We start from the raw sequence: 20227 nt of genomic DNA, 5'->3' as shown, positions 1-20227 counted from the left end.
ACCAGGACGCGTTTTAGATTGTTCAACTTCATTCTACTGACCCCATAATGGGAGGGGCAAATGCCCGATCCCGAAGAGAAGCAAGGCTCCGTGAACGACGTCAACCAACGGTGAAAGTGGAAGGCTCGATAGCGCTTGACCTCAAGACGCCGAATAGAGAAGTTTCCATATTTCCGAACGTAACATCAGCTTCACGGAGGATCTTCAATACTGCGCCGAAATCAGGATCCTGCCCTTTGGTCAGTGCTCGCGTAACGATAAGATCGCCGACGGCCACCATGGTAAAGCCTTCGGCAACGTTTGTAGCGATCGAGCCGACTGTATCAAAGCTACCGCTTGGCGGGACCATATCACGACCGCCCGCATGTGAGTTATTGGCCATTTCTTTCTCCATAGATCCGAAGCTTTACAAGTGAAGGTGTTGTTTGCCGCGCGCGCCAAGGCAGCGGGTTCCGACGCAAGTACTCGCGCCAACTAAGAAGCAGCGGTCGTGGGCGAAGGCTCCGTCGGGTGCAGCAGTCCACCCACGCATTGGCGGACGAACGCATGCGCAAGAACATCATGCCAATTCTGACAGACCTCTGCTATCGGCGCTGTTCAAATCCGTAGCCTTTAGCGGTCCGGGGCACGCGAGAAGCCACGCCAAGACGTGCGGCATGAGTGGGCTCAAGCTATGCCCGAAGTGCGGGAATAGCGCCAAATCTGCAGTGACGATTTGGTTCTTGAGCCATTCAGAGTGCTGTCGCGCCACGAGCACGACGTGTCCTGCCAGAGTTTGTAGAGATCGGCAATGACGGCAGCGGACTCCTCGGGCGGCAACGGGGCTTTGTCCGCGCACCTTTTCCCAAAGTGCGCCCATCTTTTCGATTGTCGCCGTTGCAACCTCCTTTGAGCTGTCGTTTGCGTGCAGCTCGTAAAACCGACGTCGACTATGCGCCCAGCACCCCGCCAAAAGAGCGCCGTCGTGTTTCCGCGGTCAGGTCGGGCAACACGGTTATAGGCAGTGTATCCGTCGATATGCAGGATGCCGCGATAGCCTTCGAGATGCCGAGCAACACAATCACCGGATCGACTGTCTTCAAAGCGATAGGCAACCATCGGCAGGCCACTGCCACCGAACGGTCGATCGTCCCGCGCGTACGCCCATAAATACGCTGTCCTTGCTGACCCCGATCCGGGAACAAGTGTCGCAATGTCGTTGGCGAGCAGCGCTTCCATCGAAATGCCGCTTTTCATTTCAAAGGGGCGGGAGTTTTTGCTTCTCACGACGTTTGCGATGTCGACGAGGCTGACGCTCACTTTGCTGCTCCTTGGGGTGGCCGATGTTCTCGATGATCATCGGAAAGAAGATCGGGGGGTCGTCGACCTGCATCAAGTGGTAAATGTTAAACTCGAATACCTCTCCCGCATCGAAGTCTGAGGGTGAATAAGGGAAAGCCAGGTTACCGGCTGTCGATATTTTACCAGGATATCCGAGATGAAGCATCGTGGAGCGGGCGAAACCGCAAATCGATTTAGGGAGCTTTGCCGTGTCAGCCACAGCCTCGACGACGATTCCCACCTCGTGCGGCGTCGCATCGCGGATCGGCTCCACTGGGCCCAGGACGCCATCGCGCCCATACACGCGAAATATCAGTGTGTAATCCTCAGGACTTATCTGTACGAAATTGTCGGCAATGCGATCCCTTACAGCCTCCTGGGCGATGAAAACCGGATCACGCACGCCTGCGATAGATACGTAGCGGTGTCCCGCGCGCCTCGCACCCTCGAGCTTGACTGCATAAGGCGTCTCGATATGCTTACTTCCACTTACCCGAACGCGGCGCTCGTCGAGTTGTTCGAAGCGGGTGTCCGTTAGATCAAGGATGCCTCCAGGGCCCGCCAATTGGTATGGATCGCTCTTTTCGTAAAGTGAATGCGCCGCGACGGAAGCGATCGTGCATTTTCGTAGCGGGTTGAGCGGCTCCAACTCGAAACTGTCTCGGCGAAGGGTGCCAAGCATACAATCACTGGCGCTGCCAGGCGTGCAGGCGATTGCTGCACATTCCAGAATCTTCCCCAAATGCAACGAAAGCCCGAGATCAAATCCGTGCATCACAGGGAAAGCAGCAAAGACGGAAGGATGGTACGCGCGGCCCGCAAGAACGACATTGGAATCGTGCTTCAGCGCACGGACGATTGGCTCGATCCCAAGCTGCGCGACGATATGCTCGCTCTGCTTTACGTCACGTTTCGTGAGCTTGGGAGAGCCGGCACATGAGGAGATCCTAGCTTCCTTCAGGGCGACCTCAACGACTCGTTTGTCGAGTTCGGCACTGATCGTCGCGAACCGAAAACTGAGCTTGTTTTCCGACGCAATTTCTCGAACAATGTCGGCGGCCCAATTTAGATGAGCGTTGCTCCCGCCCCGCCAGCTGTACCAATGATGACGAGAATCCCGCGGGCGATTCCTGGCCCCAGAATAATCTGCAAGTCGCGCTTCACAGCGCTGCGGTCATTGAATGGAACCCGGGCTCCAAGGTAGTAGGGACCCGGATCGCTTGAACCGGCATCCACAGCGATGACGTGCGGGTCTCGACGGAGGCCTTCTTCGAACGACGCCTCCGGAAAGCCATACCACAGGATCGCTGTCGGAGATAGAATCCTGATCTCGTCCATTAGGGCGGAAAACTCCGGTTGTATCTCGTGGCCAACGCAACATTTATGCCACATGGCAGCAAGTAGAGTAGTAGAGTCGCAGAGGGTGTCGTATATACATTGCGAGCAGACCAAGTGCTTCGACGACAAAGCCTTTCCAAGCAGAACAGTCCGAATGGACGTTTGGATACATCTGTGACTTTCCGGGAAGTCCGCTGGTGACTCCCGACATACTCCTCAGGATCGTCGCGCTTTGTAGTGTGGAGACCGAACCTGCGCCCCAGCAGTAAGCGGTGTGCTGCTCGCACCTTGTTGGCCAACAATAACCATCCCACTGCTTCTTCGAAGGATACTGTTGCATGAAGTAGACAAGGGAGGGGGCCGATGTCGACGCTCAAGGCAGAAAGGCAGGTAGCAACTGCAGCGCGGCCCGCGATTTCGTGCTTAGACAGGCAGGCGTTGAGTCCGGTGCGAATCCGACCTCGACCGGGTTCGCGGTGGCGCAATCTGGAACCCCTCAAGCGACATGCGTGGCAGTAACGCGGCGTTAAATGCAACTGAACACATAATGGTGCTGGCAAGTTCCCGATGGAACAGTTGTCGGAGATTGGATGCGTATCACCTTAATCACCTTGTGCTGTGTTGCACTCTATTTTGAAGCAATGCTTTGGATATTCCTCCGTCCGGTAATAGCAAAGACCATGTTCGCGTTGCTCGCCCTATCAGCAGGCACTGGGTTTGGCGTGGCGCGTGGCATGAACCCCGCTGGACCCGCCATTATTGGATTTCTAGTTGTATTTCTACTCGTCCCCGGCAGACCATTCGCGAGGGCCAGAGATAGACGTGTCGATTGGTGGCGTCGAAAGTTTGCAGAATTCCCAGAACCGTGGCAACGCTATGCAAATTTAGTATTGGATGCCCCATCCCCACTGTAAGGTTTCAAACACCAGGCCGCTCTCGGTCGACTGCGGTGATGGGGCACGCATTACTTCACCGGATAGTTCCATGGCAGGAGTCTTTCGATCCGGCTTTGCTTGTGTCCGTTGACGATGGCGGTGAGGGTGCTGGCCAGATAGGCCAGAGGGTCGACGGCATTGAGTTTGCAGGTATCGACGAGCGAGGCGATGGTCGCCCAGTTCTCGGCTCCAGCATCGTGGCCCGCAAAGAGTGCGTTCTTCCGGTTCAGTGCTATCGGCCGGATGGTTCGTTCGACGCTGTTGTTGTCGATCTCGATGCGCCCGTCGGTTAGGAAGAGCTTCAGGCCATCCCAGTATTTGTCGATGTAGGCCAAAGCCTCGCCGAGTGGGGACTTCGCCGCGACACGGGCGCGGTGATGGACGAGCCAGGTGTGCATGTCGGCGATCAGTGGCGCTGACCGTTCCTGCCGTCCGGCGAGGCGAACCTTCGGATCAAGGCCACGCAACTCGGCCTCGATCCGATACAGCTCGTTAATGCGTTTGATGACTTCCTCAGCAATCGGTGCGGCTGCATTGCGAGTGATCTCCACCAGCTTGCGACGAGCGTGTGCCCAGCAATAGGCGAGCCGAATGTTCGGACCAGTGTGGTCCGGTGAGATCAGCCTGTTGTATCCGGCATAACCGTCCACCTGCAGAAGCCCCGAGAACCCCCGCAATATTCGCTCAGCATGCAGGCCCCCGCGACCGGGAGCGTAGGTGAAGGCGACGCCTGGCGGTGCACCTCCATTCCATGGACGATCGTCCCGCGCCAAGGCCCAGAAGTACCCGGTCTTGGTCTTGCGGGAGCCGGGATCGAGCACCGGCGCACGGGTCTCGTCCATGAAGAGCTTGGTCGAGCGCTTCAGATCGGCAATCAACGCATTGAAGACGGGACGCAATTCGTAAGCTGCCCGGCCAACCCAGTCGGCAAGCGTGGAGCGGTCGAGATCAATCCCCTGGCGGTTCATGATTTGGACCTGCCGATAGAGCGGAAGATGATCGGCATATTTGGAAACCAGCACATGGGCGACCATGGCCTCTGTCGGCAGCCCCGCCTGGATCAGGCGTGCTGGAGCCGGAGCCTGCAAGACGCCGTCGGTGCAGACACGGCACGCATATTTGGGGCGACGGGTGACGATGATGCGGAACTGGGTCGGGACCACATCTAGCCGCTCGGACACATCCTCGCCAATACAATGTAGGCAACCGCCGCAGGCGCAGATCAGGCTTTCCGGCTCGATGAGCTCTTCGACACGGGGGAGATGCTTGGGAAGCGCCCCGCGATTGATCGCGCGTGGCCTGAACACTTGTTTGCCAGGAAGAGCGTCGGCCTCTTCTTCGGCATGGACGACCGCGATGGCTGATTCCAGGTCCTCCAACGCCAGATCGAACTGGTCTGGGTCGGTCTTTTCGGATTTGCGCCCGAAGGCAGCCTGCTTGAAGGTCGCGACCAGTTTCTCCAGCCGTTCGATCCTACCTCCTGCCGCGCTATGTGATCGTCCTTGCGAACCTCGCGTGCCTGAGCCGCGATCAGCATCGCCTTCAGGGCAGTAACATCATCGGGAAGGTCGGTGGCGTCCAGCATGACCAGAACCTACCGAATCCCGACCCGATTTGCCCCTGGAATTTGCCGTGCTGAGTCATCGTGCCGCAGCTATTCTATGGCTTCCGGCGCTCTCGCTTCGACGGCACGAACCCGCCGCCAGTCGAGACCCGCGAACAATGCTTCGAACTGGGCATGGCTCAGCGTCATCAGGCCATCTTTGATCCCTGGCCAGGTGAACGTGTGTTCTTCCAATCGCTTGTAAGCCATCACGATGCCGCTGCCATCCCAGTAGATCAGCTTCAAACGATCCGCCTTGCGCGACCTGAAGACGAAGACTGCTCCCGTGAACGGGTCCTTCCGCAGCTCGTTCTTCACCAGCGCTGCCAGTCCGTCATGGCCCTTTCGGAAGTCCACTGGCTTGGTAGCCACCATGATCCGCACGCGGTTTGATGGGAAGATCATGCCGAGGCCGCAAACGCACGCGCGATTGCAACGATCCGGGCGGCAGACGCGCCTTCCTCCAGCCGGATCGTAACAGAACCGAAGACAATCTCGGGGCGGGAGATTGGCTTGGCCAGCGGCTCCGGCGCAGGCGTCTCAACAAACATTGCCGCGAATTCGATTGCGTCCTCGGGCTCAGGCAAAACAAGCCTTCCCTGCCGCGCCATCGTTCGCCAGGACGACAGGTGGTTCGCCTTCAGCCCATAGCGATCCGCCACCTCGTTCACCGTTACGCCCGGCCGCAGGCTTTCCGAGACGATCCGCGCCTTCACCTCGTCCGGCCATTGGCGATGAACCTCACGTCTGCCACGCCGTGTCGTGAGAACCTCCAACGTAGTCTCCATGGAGAAACTCCTTGCCGCTCTTCCATGGAAAGCCGATCACAGATCAAAGCAGGCAGCACAATGTGGGGGCAGAACACCGGTTACCGTAATCCTCTTCGAGCGCAACGAGGTCCTTCGGACGTTCCGTGATGCCGACCTGTTTCAAGGCGCCTTAAGAGTGCTTTTGCCGGCGGAAAGCAGGCCTTGATCACGCTGGGCTTTTATGTCTGCTCATCGTCGGGTTACTTCTTGACCTCACAGGCTCTACGTGGGGGTGCCCGCACGCATTCACAAATACACCCACGGCGGACCCGATGAATGTGAGTGTTTACGCGACCAAACTAGGGCCCGTAGTCGCATCATCTCGTGAATGGTCGACTGCCCAGCTTTGGCAACCCGGCGTGTGACGGGTCTATGTCGCTTAGCATTGTCCCATGAACGACAATGTTGGACATGCGACACAGCCGGTTCCATCGATCACGTTGTATTTAAAAGAGTTTTCCTCTGGCACGCATGTTGCGTTGAGTCATTTGCCACAGGGACCATAATTCGCGGAGATGTCGAATGTCAGCAAAGTTCTTTCTAACGGGGTCTGCGTCCGGTTATTCTACAGCAGAATGTTCCAGATGCAGAAGAATGAAGAGGCCGTACTCGCCAAGGAATAATCCGGCCGAGGCTGAGCAGGCACTTTTGCGTCGGTTGTCCTCGCGCGAACGCCAACTCTACATTCGCTTCAAACCGACGATTTCCTGGGTGCCCGCAGAGCGCGCACGGCCGCGGCCACTGGGGGAGGGCGCCCGGTGACCCATGCTAGGATGGTTTCGCGAATTCGGGCATTTGTCCTGAGCATGATCGCGCTGCAGCCTCTCATGACCTGGGAAGCGGCGGCCGTCGAGGCACCGCGCGGCAAGTCCGAGATCGGAAATTTCATGCTGAGCAACGGCATGCACGTGGTCGTCATACCCGATCATCGGGCGCCAATCGTCACGCAAATGGTCTGGTACAAGGTCGGGAATGCCGATGAGCTACCCGGCAAATCCGGGATCGCTCATTTCTTAGAGCATCTGATGTTCAAGGGCACGAAGAAGCACCCGGCCGGCGAGTTTAGCGCAAAGGTCAGTGAGATTGGCGGCGAGCAGAACGCATTCACATCGTCCGACTACACCGCCTATTACCAGACGGTCACGCCGGAGTCCCTCGGGACGATGATGGAATTAGAAGCTGACCGGATGCGCCAGCTTGTACTCACCGACGCGGTAATCGTGCCGGAGCGCGATGTCATTCTGGAGGAGCGGCGCGGCCGTGTCGAAGCCATTCCCGAGGCGCTCCTCACGGAGGAAATGCGGGCGACCCTCTATCAAAACCATCCTTACCGCATCCCGGTCATCGGCTGGATGCACGAGATGGAACGGCTCAGTCGCGGGGACGCCGTAGCGTTCTACGACCGCTACTACGCCCCGAACAACGCCATACTCGTGGTGGCTGGCGATGTGGACACCGGGACCGTGTGCAGGCTGGCAGAGAAGACCTACGGGGCCGTACCGCGTGGCCGCGAACTGCCGCCGCGGGTGAGGCCGCAAGAGCCGGAGCAGAACACCAAACGAACCGTCGTGCTCACCGACCCGCGTGTGACCGTGGCGAGCTTCGAGAAATCTTGGGTGACCACGTCGTACGCAACGGCCGAGCCGGGCGAAGCGGAAGCCCTCGATCTTCTGTCGGAAATTCTCGGCGGAGGAAAGCGCAGCCGGATCTATCAGGAATTGGTGGTGAGACAGGGGATAGCCTCCTCGGGCGGTGCCTATTTCTGGGGAAGATCGCTCGATCCGACGAGCTTCACAATTTTTGGCTCGCCGCTGGGCGACGCTAAGATTCAAGCGGTGGAAGACGCCATCGACACTGAAGTTCGGAAAATCATCGACGCCGGCGTTACCGACGTCGAGCTCGAGAACGCCAAGAACCGCTTGGTGCGCTCGGTCATCTTCGCACGCGACAGCCAACAGGAAATCGCCCAGCTCTACGGCGAGGCGCTTGCGACCGGCAGTACTGCGTACGACTTGCAGGTATGGCCGTTGAGGGTCCGCGCAGTAACGGCGCGAGAGGTGCAGGCGGTTGCCAGGAAGTACCTTAATCCGGACCGGTCCGTGGCGGGATATCTGCTGCCGCGGGCAAACACATTTTCGGGGGATCAAAAGCGATGATGATGATGTTCAACGGACCGCCGCTCGGGGCGGCCAAGTCACTGCTAGTCGCGCTCGTATTGCTGAGCCTTGCCGCGACGACGCACGCTCGGGCGGCCATGGCAATTCAAGAGGTTAACTCATCGAGCGGGATGAAGGCCTGGCTGGTGGAGGATTATGCGGTACCGATCGTCACCATCCGTTTCGCGTTCCGGGGCGGCAGCGCGCAGGAGCTTCCGGGTGAGGAAGGCCTCGTCAATCTCATGAGCGGGTTGTTTAACGAGGGGGCCGGAGATCTTGACAGCAATGCCTTTCAGCAGCGGCTGGATGATGTTGGCGCCGAGATGCAATTCAACGCCGGGCGCGATGCGGTTTACGGGTATATGCGGGTGCTTGCCGATCGAAAGGATGAGGCCTTTGAATTGCTCCGGCTGGCCATCGAGCAGCCGCGCTTCGACCAAGCGTCGCTGGACCGCATTCGCGCTCAGATCGTCTCCGGCATCATGGCGGGAGCCAAGGATCCGCAGACGGCCGCGGAGGTTGCATGGATGAAGGCGATCTATGGCGATCATCCGTATTCCAGGCGCCAGGAGGGCACCGCGCAAACCCTAGCCGCTGTCACGACCTCCGATTTGAAAGCCTTTCACAATCGGCTTTTCGCGCGCGGCAATGTTATCATCGCAGTGACGGGGGCGATCGATGCCCGCGCGCTCAAGCGCGACCTGGATCGTATCTTCGGCGGTTTACCTGCCCATCCCTTTCTAATGCCCGTCGCGGAAACGACGCCGAAGCTGGGGCAGCAAGTTCGCGTCCACGATGACTTACCTCAGGATCGGCTGCGCCTGGCCTATCCGGGGATCAGCTACAAAGACCCGCAGTTCTTCGCGGCCTATCTGATGAACCACATCCTCGGCGGTGGCGCGTTCACGTCCAGGCTTTGGAACGAGGTGCGCGAGAAGCGAGGGCTCGCTTACGGCATCGAATCTAGCCTCGAGATCAGTGACCATGCCTCGGCGCTGGTCATCGACACGAGCACCCGCCCCGATTGCGCCGCAGAGACGCTCTCCCTCATTCGCGCCGAGGTGAGGCGGATGGTGGACGAGGACGTCACCGAGGAGGAGCTCGCAGCGGCGAAGAAAAATATCATCGGCGGTTATACGATCGGCAACCTCAACTCATCGAGCGCGGTCGCCGACACTCTGGTCGAACTCCAGCTGAAAGGTCTAGACATTGACTATATCGACCGGCGGGAACAGTTAATCCAGGCCGTAACCGTTGCGGACGTCCGGTCGGCCGCGAGACGGCTTCTCTCCGCTGCCCCCGCCTTGATGATCGTCGGACCGCCCCTCGAGGGGAAGAAAGCGCTCGAGGGAAAGAAAGGATGACTATCGACTGGGAAATGCCGTCCGTCTCGGCGGCAGAATTCATGCCGCGAGATATCGCTGCCGAGGCTTGAGAACTGAGGATTATCGCGGCGACGCTAGCACTCGCCTGTGAAGAGTGCTAGCACCTCCACCGGATCGATGAAGATCCGCACTGTCACTTGATCAAGGGAATAGACAATGGCAAGCACCAATTTCCGTCCGCTGCACGACCGCGTTGTGGTCCGCCGCGTCGAGTCTGAAGAAAAGACCAAGGGCGGCGTCATCATTCCGGACACCGCGAAGGAAAAGCCGCAGGAAGGCGAAATCGTGGCTGTCGGTTCGGGCGCCCGCGACGAAAGCGGCAAGGTCGTACCGCTCGACGTCAAGGCTGGTGACCGCGTCCTGTTCGGAAAGTGGTCCGGCACCGAAGTCAAGATCAACGGCGAAGACCTTCTGATCATGAAGGAAGCCGACATCATGGGCATCATCGGCTGACCGGGCCGACAATCCTACCCAAAACTTCCACAATTTGAAACCGGGCATGTCCGGAATTTCGAAACCAAGAAAGGCATCAAAATGGCAGCTAAAGAAGTCAAGTTCGGCCGCAGCGCGCGCGAGAAGATGCTGCGCGGCGTCGACATCCTCGCCGATGCAGTCAAGGTGACGCTCGGCCCGAAGGGCCGTAACGTCGTTATCGACAAGTCCTTCGGCGCTCCGCGCATCACCAAGGACGGCGTCACCGTCGCCAAGGAAATCGAACTCGAAGACAAGTTCGAGAACATGGGCGCCCAGATGGTCCGCGAAGTCGCTTCGAAGACCAATGATATCGCAGGCGACGGCACGACGACCGCGACCGTTCTCGCCCAGGCAATCGTTCGCGAAGGCGCAAAGGCCGTTGCTGCCGGCATGAACCCGATGGACCTGAAGCGCGGCATCGACCTCGCCGTTGCCGAAGTCGTTAAGGACCTGCTCGCCAAGGCCAAGAAGATCAACACCTCGGACGAAGTTGCGCAGGTCGGCACGATCTCCGCAAACGGTGAAAAGCAGATCGGCCTCGACATTGCTGAAGCGATGCAGAAGGTCGGCAACGAAGGCGTCATCACGGTTGAAGAAGCCAAGACCGCCGAAACCGAACTCGAAGTCGTCGAAGGCATGCAGTTCGACCGCGGCTACCTGTCGCCTTACTTCGTCACCAACCCGGAAAAGATGGTCGCCGACCTCGAAGACGCTTTCATTCTCCTGCACGAGAAGAAGCTCTCGAACCTCCAGGCCATGCTCCCGGTTCTCGAAGCCGTCGTCCAGAACGGCAAGCCGCTCCTGATCATCGCTGAAGACGTCGAAGGCGAAGCCCTTGCAACGCTCGTCGTCAACAAGCTGCGTGGCGGACTGAAGATCGCTGCCGTCAAGGCCCCGGGCTTCGGCGACCGTCGCAAGGCCATGCTCGAAGACATCGCCATCCTGACGGGCGGCACGGTGATCTCCGAAGACCTCGGCATCAAGCTCGAAAACGTCACGCTCGACATGCTCGGCCGTGCGAAGAAGGTTTCGATCTCCAAGGAAAACACCACGATCGTCGACGGCGCCGGCCAGAAGTCCGACATCGAAGGCCGCATTACCCAGATCAAGGCCCAGATCGAAGAAACCACTTCGGACTACGACCGCGAGAAGCTGCAGGAGCGCCTTGCCAAGCTCGCTGGCGGCGTCGCCGTCATCCGCGTCGGCGGTGCGACGGAAGTCGAAGTGAAGGAGAAGAAGGACCGCATCGACGACGCTCTCAACGCGACGCGCGCTGCCGTTCAGGAAGGCATCGTACCGGGCGGCGGCGTTGCCCTGCTGCGCTCTTCCGTCAAGATCACCGTCAAGGGTGAAAACGACGATCAGGAAGCCGGCATCAACATAGTTCGCCGCGCTCTGCAGGCTCCGGCCCGCCAGATCGTGGAAAACGCTGGTGACGAAGCCTCGATCGTTGTCGGCAAGATCCTCGAGAAGAACACCGACGATTTCGGCTACAACGCGCAGACCGGCGAATATGGTGACATGATCGCCATGGGCATCATCGACCCGGTCAAGGTCGTTCGCACCGCGCTTCAGGACGCAGCCTCGGTTGCCGGCCTGCTCGTCACGACCGAAGCCATGATCGCCGAACTGCCGAAGAAGGACGCTCCGGCAATGCCTGGCGGCATGGGCGGAATGGGTGGAATGGACATGATGTGATAAGGCGAAAGCCTTAGCACGGGATCCATCCGGATCTGAAGGGCGGCTCTCGGGCCGCCCTTTTGTTACTCAGCAGAAGACCAGCGACCCCGTTGAAACTGGTCGATCCGATGCGGCTACTCATCCCGGCCTGCTGACCACTTTCTCACCACAAGCGGGCGGGCCAGACCTGCTATGCTCGTTTCTCTCTGTGAAAGCGCCTTGCGCCACCGCCCTACTCGGCGCTCAATTTCGAGCTGCACGGCGTTGAAAACACGTCCCGCGGAGTCGACGAGTCCTGAGGTACCTGCTGGATACCAATGTCATCTCCGAACTACGCAAGAGCGGTGACGGAATGCCGATGCCAATGTGCTAACGTGGGTCGGAGCCGAAGATGCGGCGGCAATTCTTCATTTCTGCTATCACGGTTCTTGAACTGGAGCGGGTTGCACTCGGCTGCGCTTTGCCGGTCGCATCCTGTCAGTTGACGATCCGGTTGCGACACGTTTCGCTCTGCACATCCCGGACCGGCGCAACGAGGCTGACGCGCTGATTACCGCCATGGCTCTGCTCCACGACATGGTCGTGATGACGCAACTTCGCAGGCGCGGCGTTGTTGTGGTCGACCCTTCTATTCGGATGCCGGCGGGTCCACTGAGTAACAAAAGTCCCCATTGGGTATTTCCATGATGTCTTGGTCGGCAACGGAAGCGCGGCCAATCGAAAGATCGGGCGTGATATGCCCCAGCCGGCCAGTTCGTCTTGTTTTGCGCCGACAATAGACAGCAACGACATCGAGTGGACGCGGCGCTTTCGGTAACCCAGGCGGATGGGGTGCCCTCAAGCCATATCTGCCGATGCCCCTCTGTCGGACGCGCTGTTGCGCGAGGACAATCGAGAAGGATCAGCGCGAGGACGAGCCCGGCCGCGGGGCGGTGGGTGGAAGAGTTGAGATCACGCGCCACGTGGTCACGCCCAAGGCGCAGCGCCAGTCGGGGCGTTCCCTACGATTTATCACGGCTTCGTGGTGGAGCCGGGGCAGCCACGATACGGAAGCGCCCGCATTGCCTGCATTGCCGGCCTCTTGGTCTTCTCTGAAGCGCCATGCCGCCTTTCCGTGGGTGCGCGCCGACTGCTCCAAGTAGGCATCGAAGGCGGCCGCCACGGCACGGATGAGGAAATGGCCGTCCTCGCGAAGCCGGATCACGCCGCCGACGTTTTCGAGGACACCGTCGCTTTCTAGCATGGCGAGCCTCGTGTTGCCCTCAAGCACGATGCAGGGATCGAAACCGTGCGCAACAGCAATGGCGGGAACATCCGCGGAAAAATCGCACATCAGCCGCTCGATAATCGCTGCTCGGAGCCGGTCTTCTTCGGTCGGACGATAGCCTTTCACTGTCGCGAGACGGCCGGCGGCGATCTTTTGTGCATAAAGCGCCGGCGGCACCTCGTTCTGCGCATAGCCCTCCGTCGTCCGCCCGATGGCCGACGCGCCGAAACCGATCAGCGTTTCGCAGGCATCGGTCGTGTAGCCCTGAGAGTTGCGATGCAATTGCCCCGCGGCCTGTGCGACCGCCAGGCTATCGTCGGCCCTTGCGAAGTTTTGAAACGGATTACAGAATTGGGGCAATCCTAGAGGCGCGCCGCGTCTTTCTTCTTTGAGCAATGTCAAGAACCTGCGCCAAAGGCTTTCTCGCAATTGTTTGCTCATCATCAAAGCGGCGAGCCGTCCGAGGGGATAATGCCGGCTGATGGCTGCCAACACACGCCAGATGAGCAGAATTTCAAGTTGTTAGGTGGAAGAAGCATTGTCGTCGTTGCAGCCGACCACGGACTCCGAAGGTCCGTGGCTTTCGCGCTTGAGGTCGAAGGATATTCGACCGAGTCCTACGACACCGTGCAGAAGGCCGAAGACTCTTCCCGCGAGGCGCTGTGCACAATTCTCGATGATGAGATACTGAGATCAGAGCCGCAGGCCGCCGCGCAATTCCTCAAGAAGCTCGGAGCGAGGGCCATTCTGCTGGTTGACGGGCTGTCGGCGCACCAAGCGCCTGTCGACAACGTCTTGACGAAGCCGTTCACCGGTCCCGACCTGCTCGGCGTGATCAACAGCCTGATCGAAGCGGCTAAGTAATTTCCCTTAGTGGTCTAACCGAATTTCTCCAAGTCGCGTGAACTGTCAATCTGTCCCCACACTGAACAGGGGACACGACATGTACGCCGCTGCACAACCCAAAGAACAGCCCTTCCGACCGGCCGAAGACGTTGCACGGACCCAAATTTCGGGGCCCCACCTTGTCGCCACCTACAGGGCTGGTCGGGAGATTTATGCCGAGGGCGATTTGATCGAGAAGTGCTATCAGGTTTCTACTGGCGCCGTGCGTATCTATCGCCTGCTCTCGGACGGACGGCGACAGGTCGTATCTTTTCATCTGCCAGGCGAAATGTTCGGTTTCGAAGCGGGCTCCAACCATTCTTTCTTTGCCGAGGCCATCACGGAAACAACCCTGGCCGTCTTCGGGCGGCGGCATATGCAGGAGCGTTCGCGAGAGCTTCTCGCTCTCGCCTTGATCGGCATGGCGCGGGCTCAGCAGCATCTTCTGGTGATCGGCAGGCAATGTGCCGTGGAACGAATTGCCGCATTCCTGACCGATCTTTGCGAGCGTCAAGGAGGAGGCAGGCAGTTGCGATTGCCGATGTTGCGGCAGGACATTGCCGACTATCTCGGCCTCACGATCGAGACGGTGTCGCGTGTCATGACCAAGCTGAAAGTGCGCGGGGCCATTGCTCTCAAAGACGCAAGGACGATCGACATCATCAAACCGGATGCTCTCCGTGAACTTTGCACCTGAGGGTGCCCGCGGCCTGCGCAAGGTCCCGGCCAGGATGGCAAATGTACGGCTCCGCAAAACTCATCCCAGAAACAAACGTCGAAAGTGTATCATGACCAGTATAGACCGCTTCGCATGGCAAGCCCTTCATCGCCATTTCAAGAACGATGATTTGACCGGTCTCGTTAGCTCCCGCCGAAGGTTTGCTCCACATCTCCTGCCAGACATTCAAACCGTTATTGAAGAGCAGATCGCACCTCTGTCTCCCAAGCTTGTCGGCGTCCAGCAGCAGGACGAGCGCTTCCCCATGAAGCTGGCAGACCTGGTCATTCGCGAGGGAGGCGGCGTCGTTTCGCTGACGCCGTTGCGATATGAGGACATCGACATCGGCGGAGCTGAGCCTTTCGCTTCTCTGCACAACGCTCTGTGGCTATTCCAGATCGGCCACGAGCCGGTCGCGATTCTTCTGTCGCAGTTCCATGACTACTGGCGCCGGGTGCTTCAAGTAGAAATCGCTCATCTGCCCGGCGAGGAGGCATCCGCCTTATCGCGCGGATTTCTTCGGAACATCCAGGCCGCGGGCGAGAGATCACGGTATTATCGCAACAAGGTTCTCTCCTTCGAGCTCGATACAGGCGGGGATGGGATGCAGGGTACGATGCGCGTTCATCGCCTTCCTGACATACACCGGGAAGACGTGGTGCTTTCCGAAGCAACTATGGCGCGTCTCGATACTCACATCCTCGAATTTGATCGACACCGAGAGGGGCTGAAGCGCCGCGGCCAATCAGTGAAAAAGGGTATTCTGCTCTACGGGCCACCTGGCACCGGCAAGACGCACGTCATCCGTTATCTTTCTGCCAACCTACCGGGGCGCACCACCATTCTGGTCACGGCTGAGCAGATGACGATCCCGTTCGCGATCCAGTACTACATCGGGCTGGCCCGTACCCTGCAGCCGAGCATCGTCGTGCTGGAGGACGTCGATCTGGTGGGCCGGTCGCGAGAAGATATTTATAGTTACAAAGCCGAAGGCCTCCTCAATCGTCTGTTGAACGAAATGGATGGTCTTGCACCAGATGCAGACATTTTCTTCATTCTAACGACGAATCGGCCGGAGGACATTGAAGACGCGCTCGCCTCGCGCCCAGGCCGCGTGGACGAAGCTATTGAGGTTCCGCTCCCCGACGCTGTTTGCCGCGAGCAGCTCATCAAGCTGTATGGTCATGCACTCGTTTTCGAGAACGGAGCTATGGCCGATGCCGTCGCGCGCTCAGAGGACAGCAGCGCGGCTTATGTCAAGGAGATGGTCCGCCGTCTCGCGCAACGGAGCCTTGCTCGAGATGGCGGTCATTTTGTCTCCCGCGAGGATGTGGAGGTGGTCGTTGGCGACTCCGCAGTATTGGCCGACCGCCTCGGTAGGCGCATTGTCGGCCTCAGCGTGAAAACTTCAAGAAGACGAAGACAAAGCGCCGAAGAAGATGACTCAAATTGCTGCGATTAAAGGTCCTACCACCTGACACTCCATATGAGAAAGGTCGTTCTCCGTTTGAGCAAGCTGAGAATTTGGCGAGAGCCATGGCGTCGGTGGCGAGCTTCGCCGGCGCCAGCCAACCTTGGCAGTCGACGATGTACCGGCGGCGGTCGATACTCTCACAGAGGGAGGACTGTCCTTTGACACGACCGCTGTTGAGAGTGCTGGCCTGGCACAGGTATGTCGATGCCCCAACACGGGGATGAGCATTGAACTCATCGATCGGAACAGCGAGGGTAGGTTTCTCGACAGCAATAGCTTGAGCAAACCGGAAGAGAACGATTGACTGGTAAACGAGCTAGCAGTTCAGCAATTGACGACATCTCACGAATTCAGACAAGCGGGCGCTGACCGCTCGCTGGACCTGTTCATCTACACCCTGCCTGTGCGGCTTCAGCTGGAGGGGACCTGGGTCGGAGCGAGTGCGTGCAGCATGCATGCAGTGGAAGTCAAATATAATCGAAGGACGGAGCGGAGTGGCCGGCAAACGAAGTCGCTGCCAACGCTCATCAAATCTCGGGCCGGCGCTTTTGGGCCCCTTGCCGTGTTTGTCACGGGTTTTCCCTACCGCTTGGGAGTGCGATGAGCGCAGCCCGGTCTGCTAGCCGGCCACGCGTGATCTGGACCAGGTAAGGCCGATGTCAGGAACCAGCGTTTTGCATCACGGTCTCCTGCCATCAAAGGACGTCATGCGGCGTGTCGCACGCTATCTCTGGATCTTAGCGCCGCTCACCGCGCGCGAAGCACGTGTCTAAAACCCGACAGGAGGTGTGGCTCGAACGTGACAACATTAGGTCCAATACAGACGGCCATTGTGGGCATGCTGGGAGCTTCGAAAGCACAATCAGACTTACTGCCTGCTAAGCGCGGCTGGCACGCCCTTTGCAGCAGACGCGCAAGGAGGAGTGACGCTCTCTTCCCCTTGAACCCGTTTACCTTGTCTCTAACAGGGAAACAAACTCATGCATAAAATCGCGCAACCTTCTGAAATAGCTTTGGGGAACGACATGGTCTTGCGTATGGGGTCTCCGGCTCCAGCGATCAAAGTGCAGAACTGGCTGCGTGGCGAGCCCCTCGCGAACTTTCAGCCGGACAAAGTCTACATCGTCGAGTTTTGGGCAACTTGGTGCGGACCCTGTGTGGCGGCGATGCCGCATCTGGTGCAGCTCCAGGAGCAATACAAGGACAGCGGACTTGAGGTCGTCGGTGTTGCGGCACATGAACACGCTCCAACGGCCGATGAGGCCCGAACCAAGTTGGACGCGTGGTTGACCGAAAAGTGCTCGAATCTGAACTATCGGATCGCATTCGACTCCACAGGCGAAATGAACAAGCTTTGGATGGAACCGAGCTTTTCTGTTGGGATTCCGACCTCGTTCGTGGTCGACCGAGACGGCCACATTGCCTTTATAGGTCACCCGATGTCACTCTATGATGTTTTGCCGCAAGTGCTTGACGGCAGCTGGCGCACCAGTGATCAAGGGAAAGCCGCCGACAGGGAGCGGATCGCCAAAAGCGAACACACAGCGCGAGAACAAGCGTTGAAGAAGCCGATCAATGACAAATTTTGGGCGGCGGTGAAGGCAAAGGATTGGAAGACGGCCCTCTCGGCAATCGAAGACGGCATCGCCTTGATGCCGGACGACATCAATTTCCGCGTGGCTCATGCGCACCTGTTGCTTCACAGGATGCGCGACATGCAGACCGGCTTGCCCGTCATACGCCAATTGGTTCGCGATGCAATCGACCGAAACTCCGAGCATTGGATGATCATGGCGATAGACCAACTCTTTCATCCGGCAAATGACTATTCGCGTTTTCCCGCTGCTGAGCGCTTTGCGATGGGCAAGGAGCTCTCCGAACACATCCTGGCACTGAATCCCCCACCAGACGACGTCCCTAAGTTCCTGTCTTATCGGGCAGTCGCTCACTACTATCATGAGACCGGCAACAAAGATCGCGCGATCGCGTTGGTCGAGCTGGCAATAAAGGCGCTGGACGGTCCAGAGCCTATGCCGGACGAACTGAAACAGGAATTTCTACCGGATTTGCTGCAGACCCTTGCCAACTACAAGGGTGAGAAGGTTTGTTACGGCGCTCTCCGTGCGACTCCGCAAAAGGATATCCCGAACGGCGCCAGTCCGAAGGCGGACAAGGAGAATTTGACTTGAAGATGTATAAGCAGGACCTCTTGTCCTGCCGGGCGGCCGTGCTGACGGCGGCGTGACGGCCCGTAGAACGCTGCAGCGGCGTGTGCCGCAGCCACGCCGCAATGTCGCGCCCCCTCTCTTGGTCTGCCGCTGCGGGCGCCAGTGCAAGAAGTGCGGTCGGGGTGGTCGGCGCGGATATCTGGCAGAGTTCCTTGCGCCAGCGAAAAAGCTGGCTCACATGGATACCGGCCGATCGCGCGATCTCGGAAACGCGCGCCTCCGGCTCGAATGTCGCCGCGACCAGACGCTCCTTCTCCTCGCGAGACCAGCGCCGACGCCGCTCGACCGACGTGATCACCTCAATCTGATGCTTCGTCATAGGACTACTCCTAGTGCTTGCACTAGGACTTGCAGTCTTCAGCCTACCTCAGCAAGGCGGCCGTCACCGGAGGGATACGGATCTGCGTGCGATTTCCTGAAGCAGCGCCAAATCATGAGAACCTGCGCAAGCCCCCATGCCGATCAAGCAAACAACTGGCTGCGGCGAAGCTGACGGCGCACGGCAACCCGACCGCTCTCGTCTGGACTGGAGGACGCTCTTTGCCAGGTCGACACAACTGTGGCCGCGCCCAGACATGGATGGCTCCTTCGCTCGGGACGACAACTATGGCGCAAACGCCGGGAGCAGGAGCCACCCACACCATCAATCGAAAAGCTCTTCGCCAACAGGTGCAAGCCAGGTCACGGCAGGCCATCTACGACGGACTGTGGACAAACCTCAAGGTCGTCGCCCCGCAAGAATGCGATGATTACCTTACCGAACCCGGATATGACCGGACCTAAAAAGCATCAGCTCTAATTTAAAGGAGAGCTTTAGCCCTAAGGTCGGCCAAGGGGCGACTGCTGCAAACGATTTCCTCGATATCTAGCTCCGAGGATGCTTGATATCGCCGAAGCGAATTAAAAACGATAGGTAATGCCAGCGCCGAAGAGCAAGGGATCAAGCTTCGCTTTGCCCGTGACATTCCTTCCGCCGACGTTAGCATCGAAATCCGGCCTCAAGAAGATCTTCTTCGCGTCGACGTTGAAACCCCAGTGATCATCGATCATGTAGTCAAAACCAACTTGCAAGACCGTACCAAACGCGTTCTTGACGTCGAGCCTGTCAGCGGATTTGCCTGACTGATTGTAGAAGATCGTATAGTTCACGCCGGCGCCAACATAGGGTCGGAAGGCACCAAAGTCGGTGAAATGGTATTGCAGGGTTAACGTCGGCGGCAGCAGCCAAGTCTTGCCGAGCTCACCTAAACCGGCAATTGAGCCGCCGCCTTGGACCCTTGCATATGTCGTGCCGAGGATGAGCTCGGCCGCTATATTGTCACTGAAGAAATAGGAGATATCGAATTCTGGGGCGACCGTGTCAGAGAACGAGAGGGCGGAGCCTGCTAATCCATCAACGCGGCCAGAGTCTCTTGTGATGACGTCGAGTGCGCGCAGGCGTATCTGCCATGGGTTAGGGCTAGCCGCGATTTCGGCCCCATCGTGTGCGCTGATAAAGTCGCCTGCTTCAGCTTCACAAGCCACAGCGACGATCGCCGCGGTGATACTCGCATAGAGAATTTTTATGATGTTCACGTTTCTCTCCATTAGTAGTGTTGGCCATGAAGGTGGTAAGAGCTGCTTGATGACGAAGGTGGGGGTACCGGATTGAGACTACGAGCCGCCGGAGAATGACAGTAATTGGCCACACACCATTGCTTGACCTGCTTGTGGCTTCCATAGAAGTGTTCAACGGCGAGGGTGAAAAGATGAGTTTCTCGCATAGAATCATGCCTCGATGTTCGCACCAACACGATGGGCAGTTCCGAACGCTTAGTGTGCGTTCTTGGACGGTGAAGCATGTACCGTGCCAAAGGAGAAAACCGTTCAAAAGCAACGTGCTGCAGCACACTGCCTTATGTCGCAGGATCGACACTTGTCGGAGATCGTACAACGCGAGCGGTTGTCACCGGCAT

12 protein-coding genes and 6 pseudogenes are annotated in these 20227 nt (G+C 58.5%); 9 read left to right on the top strand and 9 right to left on the bottom strand.

Going from position 1 to position 20227, the window contains the following annotated elements; genetic code table 11:
* Positions 1–100 precede the first annotated feature (100 nt).
* From PYH37_RS31280 to PYH37_RS31250, 6 genes and pseudogenes are all read right to left on the bottom strand, one after another.
* On the bottom strand, positions 101–382 hold the full coding sequence (locus PYH37_RS31280) for a hypothetical protein (RefSeq protein ID WP_342394690.1): 282 nt from the start codon (positions 380–382) through the stop codon (positions 101–103).
* Positions 383–759: 377 nt separating this feature from the next.
* Positions 760–1194, bottom strand: a pseudogene (locus PYH37_RS31270) (IS66 family transposase); the annotation flags it as partial.
* A gap of 43 nt (positions 1195–1237) precedes the next feature.
* A pseudogene (locus PYH37_RS31265) lies at positions 1238–2658 on the bottom strand (acyclic terpene utilization AtuA family protein).
* Between the two features lie 964 nt (positions 2659–3622).
* Positions 3623–5178: pseudogene (gene tnpC / locus PYH37_RS31260) on the bottom strand (IS66 family transposase).
* 69 nt (positions 5179–5247) lie between these two features.
* Positions 5248–5601: an IS66 family insertion sequence element accessory protein TnpB gene (gene tnpB / locus PYH37_RS31255; protein ID WP_280736601.1), complete on the bottom strand. Its 354-nt coding sequence runs from the start codon at positions 5599–5601 to the stop codon at positions 5248–5250.
* Complete coding sequence (locus PYH37_RS31250; protein WP_280736602.1) at positions 5598–5984, bottom strand: transposase; 387 nt, start codon at positions 5982–5984, stop codon at positions 5598–5600. Before PYH37_RS31250 ends, tnpB begins: the two co-directional genes overlap by 4 nt.
* A gap of 848 nt (positions 5985–6832) precedes the next feature.
* On the opposite strand from PYH37_RS31250, the gene PYH37_RS31245 reads away from it, so the two are divergent.
* From PYH37_RS31245 to PYH37_RS31225, 5 genes and pseudogenes are all read left to right on the top strand, one after another.
* On the top strand, positions 6833–8161 hold the full coding sequence (locus tag PYH37_RS31245) for a M16 family metallopeptidase (protein WP_425336200.1): 1329 nt from the start codon (positions 6833–6835) through the stop codon (positions 8159–8161).
* Complete coding sequence (locus PYH37_RS31240) at positions 8161–9525, top strand: M16 family metallopeptidase (RefSeq protein WP_280736630.1); 1365 nt, start codon at positions 8161–8163, stop codon at positions 9523–9525. The genes PYH37_RS31245 and PYH37_RS31240 overlap by 1 nt, the downstream gene beginning before the upstream one ends.
* Positions 9526–9702: 177 nt before the next feature.
* Positions 9703–9999 carry a co-chaperone GroES gene (gene groES, locus PYH37_RS31235; protein ID WP_173510247.1) on the top strand — a complete coding sequence of 99 codons (297 nt, stop codon included), beginning with the start codon at positions 9703–9705 and terminating at the stop codon, positions 9997–9999.
* Positions 10000–10080: 81 nt separating this feature from the next.
* Positions 10081–11718: a chaperonin GroEL gene (groL, locus tag PYH37_RS31230; RefSeq protein ID WP_280736603.1), complete on the top strand. Its 1638-nt coding sequence runs from the start codon at positions 10081–10083 to the stop codon at positions 11716–11718.
* A gap of 277 nt (positions 11719–11995) precedes the next feature.
* Positions 11996–12387, top strand: a pseudogene (locus PYH37_RS31225) (PIN domain-containing protein).
* A 415-nt stretch (positions 12388–12802) separates the two neighbouring features.
* On the opposite strand, the pseudogene PYH37_RS31220 reads toward PYH37_RS31225, so the two are convergent.
* Positions 12803–13300 (bottom strand): annotated as a pseudogene (locus PYH37_RS31220) (oxygen-independent coproporphyrinogen III oxidase); the annotation flags it as partial.
* Positions 13301–13486: 186 nt separating this feature from the next.
* Here PYH37_RS31220 and PYH37_RS31215 point away from each other — a divergent pair.
* The 4 genes from PYH37_RS31215 to PYH37_RS31200 all read left to right on the top strand — a co-directional run bounded on the left by PYH37_RS31215 (position 13487) and on the right by PYH37_RS31200 (position 18233).
* Positions 13487–13831, top strand: coding sequence for a response regulator transcription factor (locus PYH37_RS31215; protein WP_425336171.1), 345 nt, complete (start codon positions 13487–13489; stop codon positions 13829–13831).
* 79 nt (positions 13832–13910) lie between these two features.
* A complete protein-coding gene (locus PYH37_RS31210; RefSeq protein ID WP_280736177.1) occupies positions 13911–14549 on the top strand; it encodes a helix-turn-helix domain-containing protein in 639 nt (212 codons plus the stop codon).
* 91 nt (positions 14550–14640) lie between these two features.
* A complete protein-coding gene (locus tag PYH37_RS31205; protein WP_280736178.1) occupies positions 14641–16032 on the top strand; it encodes an AAA family ATPase in 1392 nt (463 codons plus the stop codon).
* A 1037-nt stretch (positions 16033–17069) separates the two neighbouring features.
* Entirely contained in the window at positions 17070–18233 is a 1164-nt protein-coding gene (locus tag PYH37_RS31200; protein ID WP_280736631.1) for a TlpA disulfide reductase family protein, read from the top strand.
* 223 nt (positions 18234–18456) lie between these two features.
* Here the strand turns inward: PYH37_RS31200 and PYH37_RS32685 are convergent.
* Positions 18457–18591: pseudogene (locus PYH37_RS32685) on the bottom strand (transposase); the annotation flags it as partial.
* A 581-nt stretch (positions 18592–19172) separates the two neighbouring features.
* The gene (locus tag PYH37_RS31195; RefSeq protein ID WP_425336201.1) at positions 19173–19796 is read right to left on the bottom strand and encodes an OmpW/AlkL family protein; all 624 of its coding nucleotides are present in this window, start codon (positions 19794–19796) and stop codon (positions 19173–19175) included.
* Positions 19797–20227: the final 431 nt, after the last annotated feature.

Origin of the sequence: Sinorhizobium numidicum, assembly GCF_029892045.1 — a bacterium.
GTDB classification, from domain to species: Bacteria; Pseudomonadota; Alphaproteobacteria; order Rhizobiales; family Rhizobiaceae; genus Sinorhizobium; species Sinorhizobium numidicum.
Note: the sequence above shows the minus strand (reverse complement) of the source record. Positions and strands in the feature narration are given on the sequence as shown.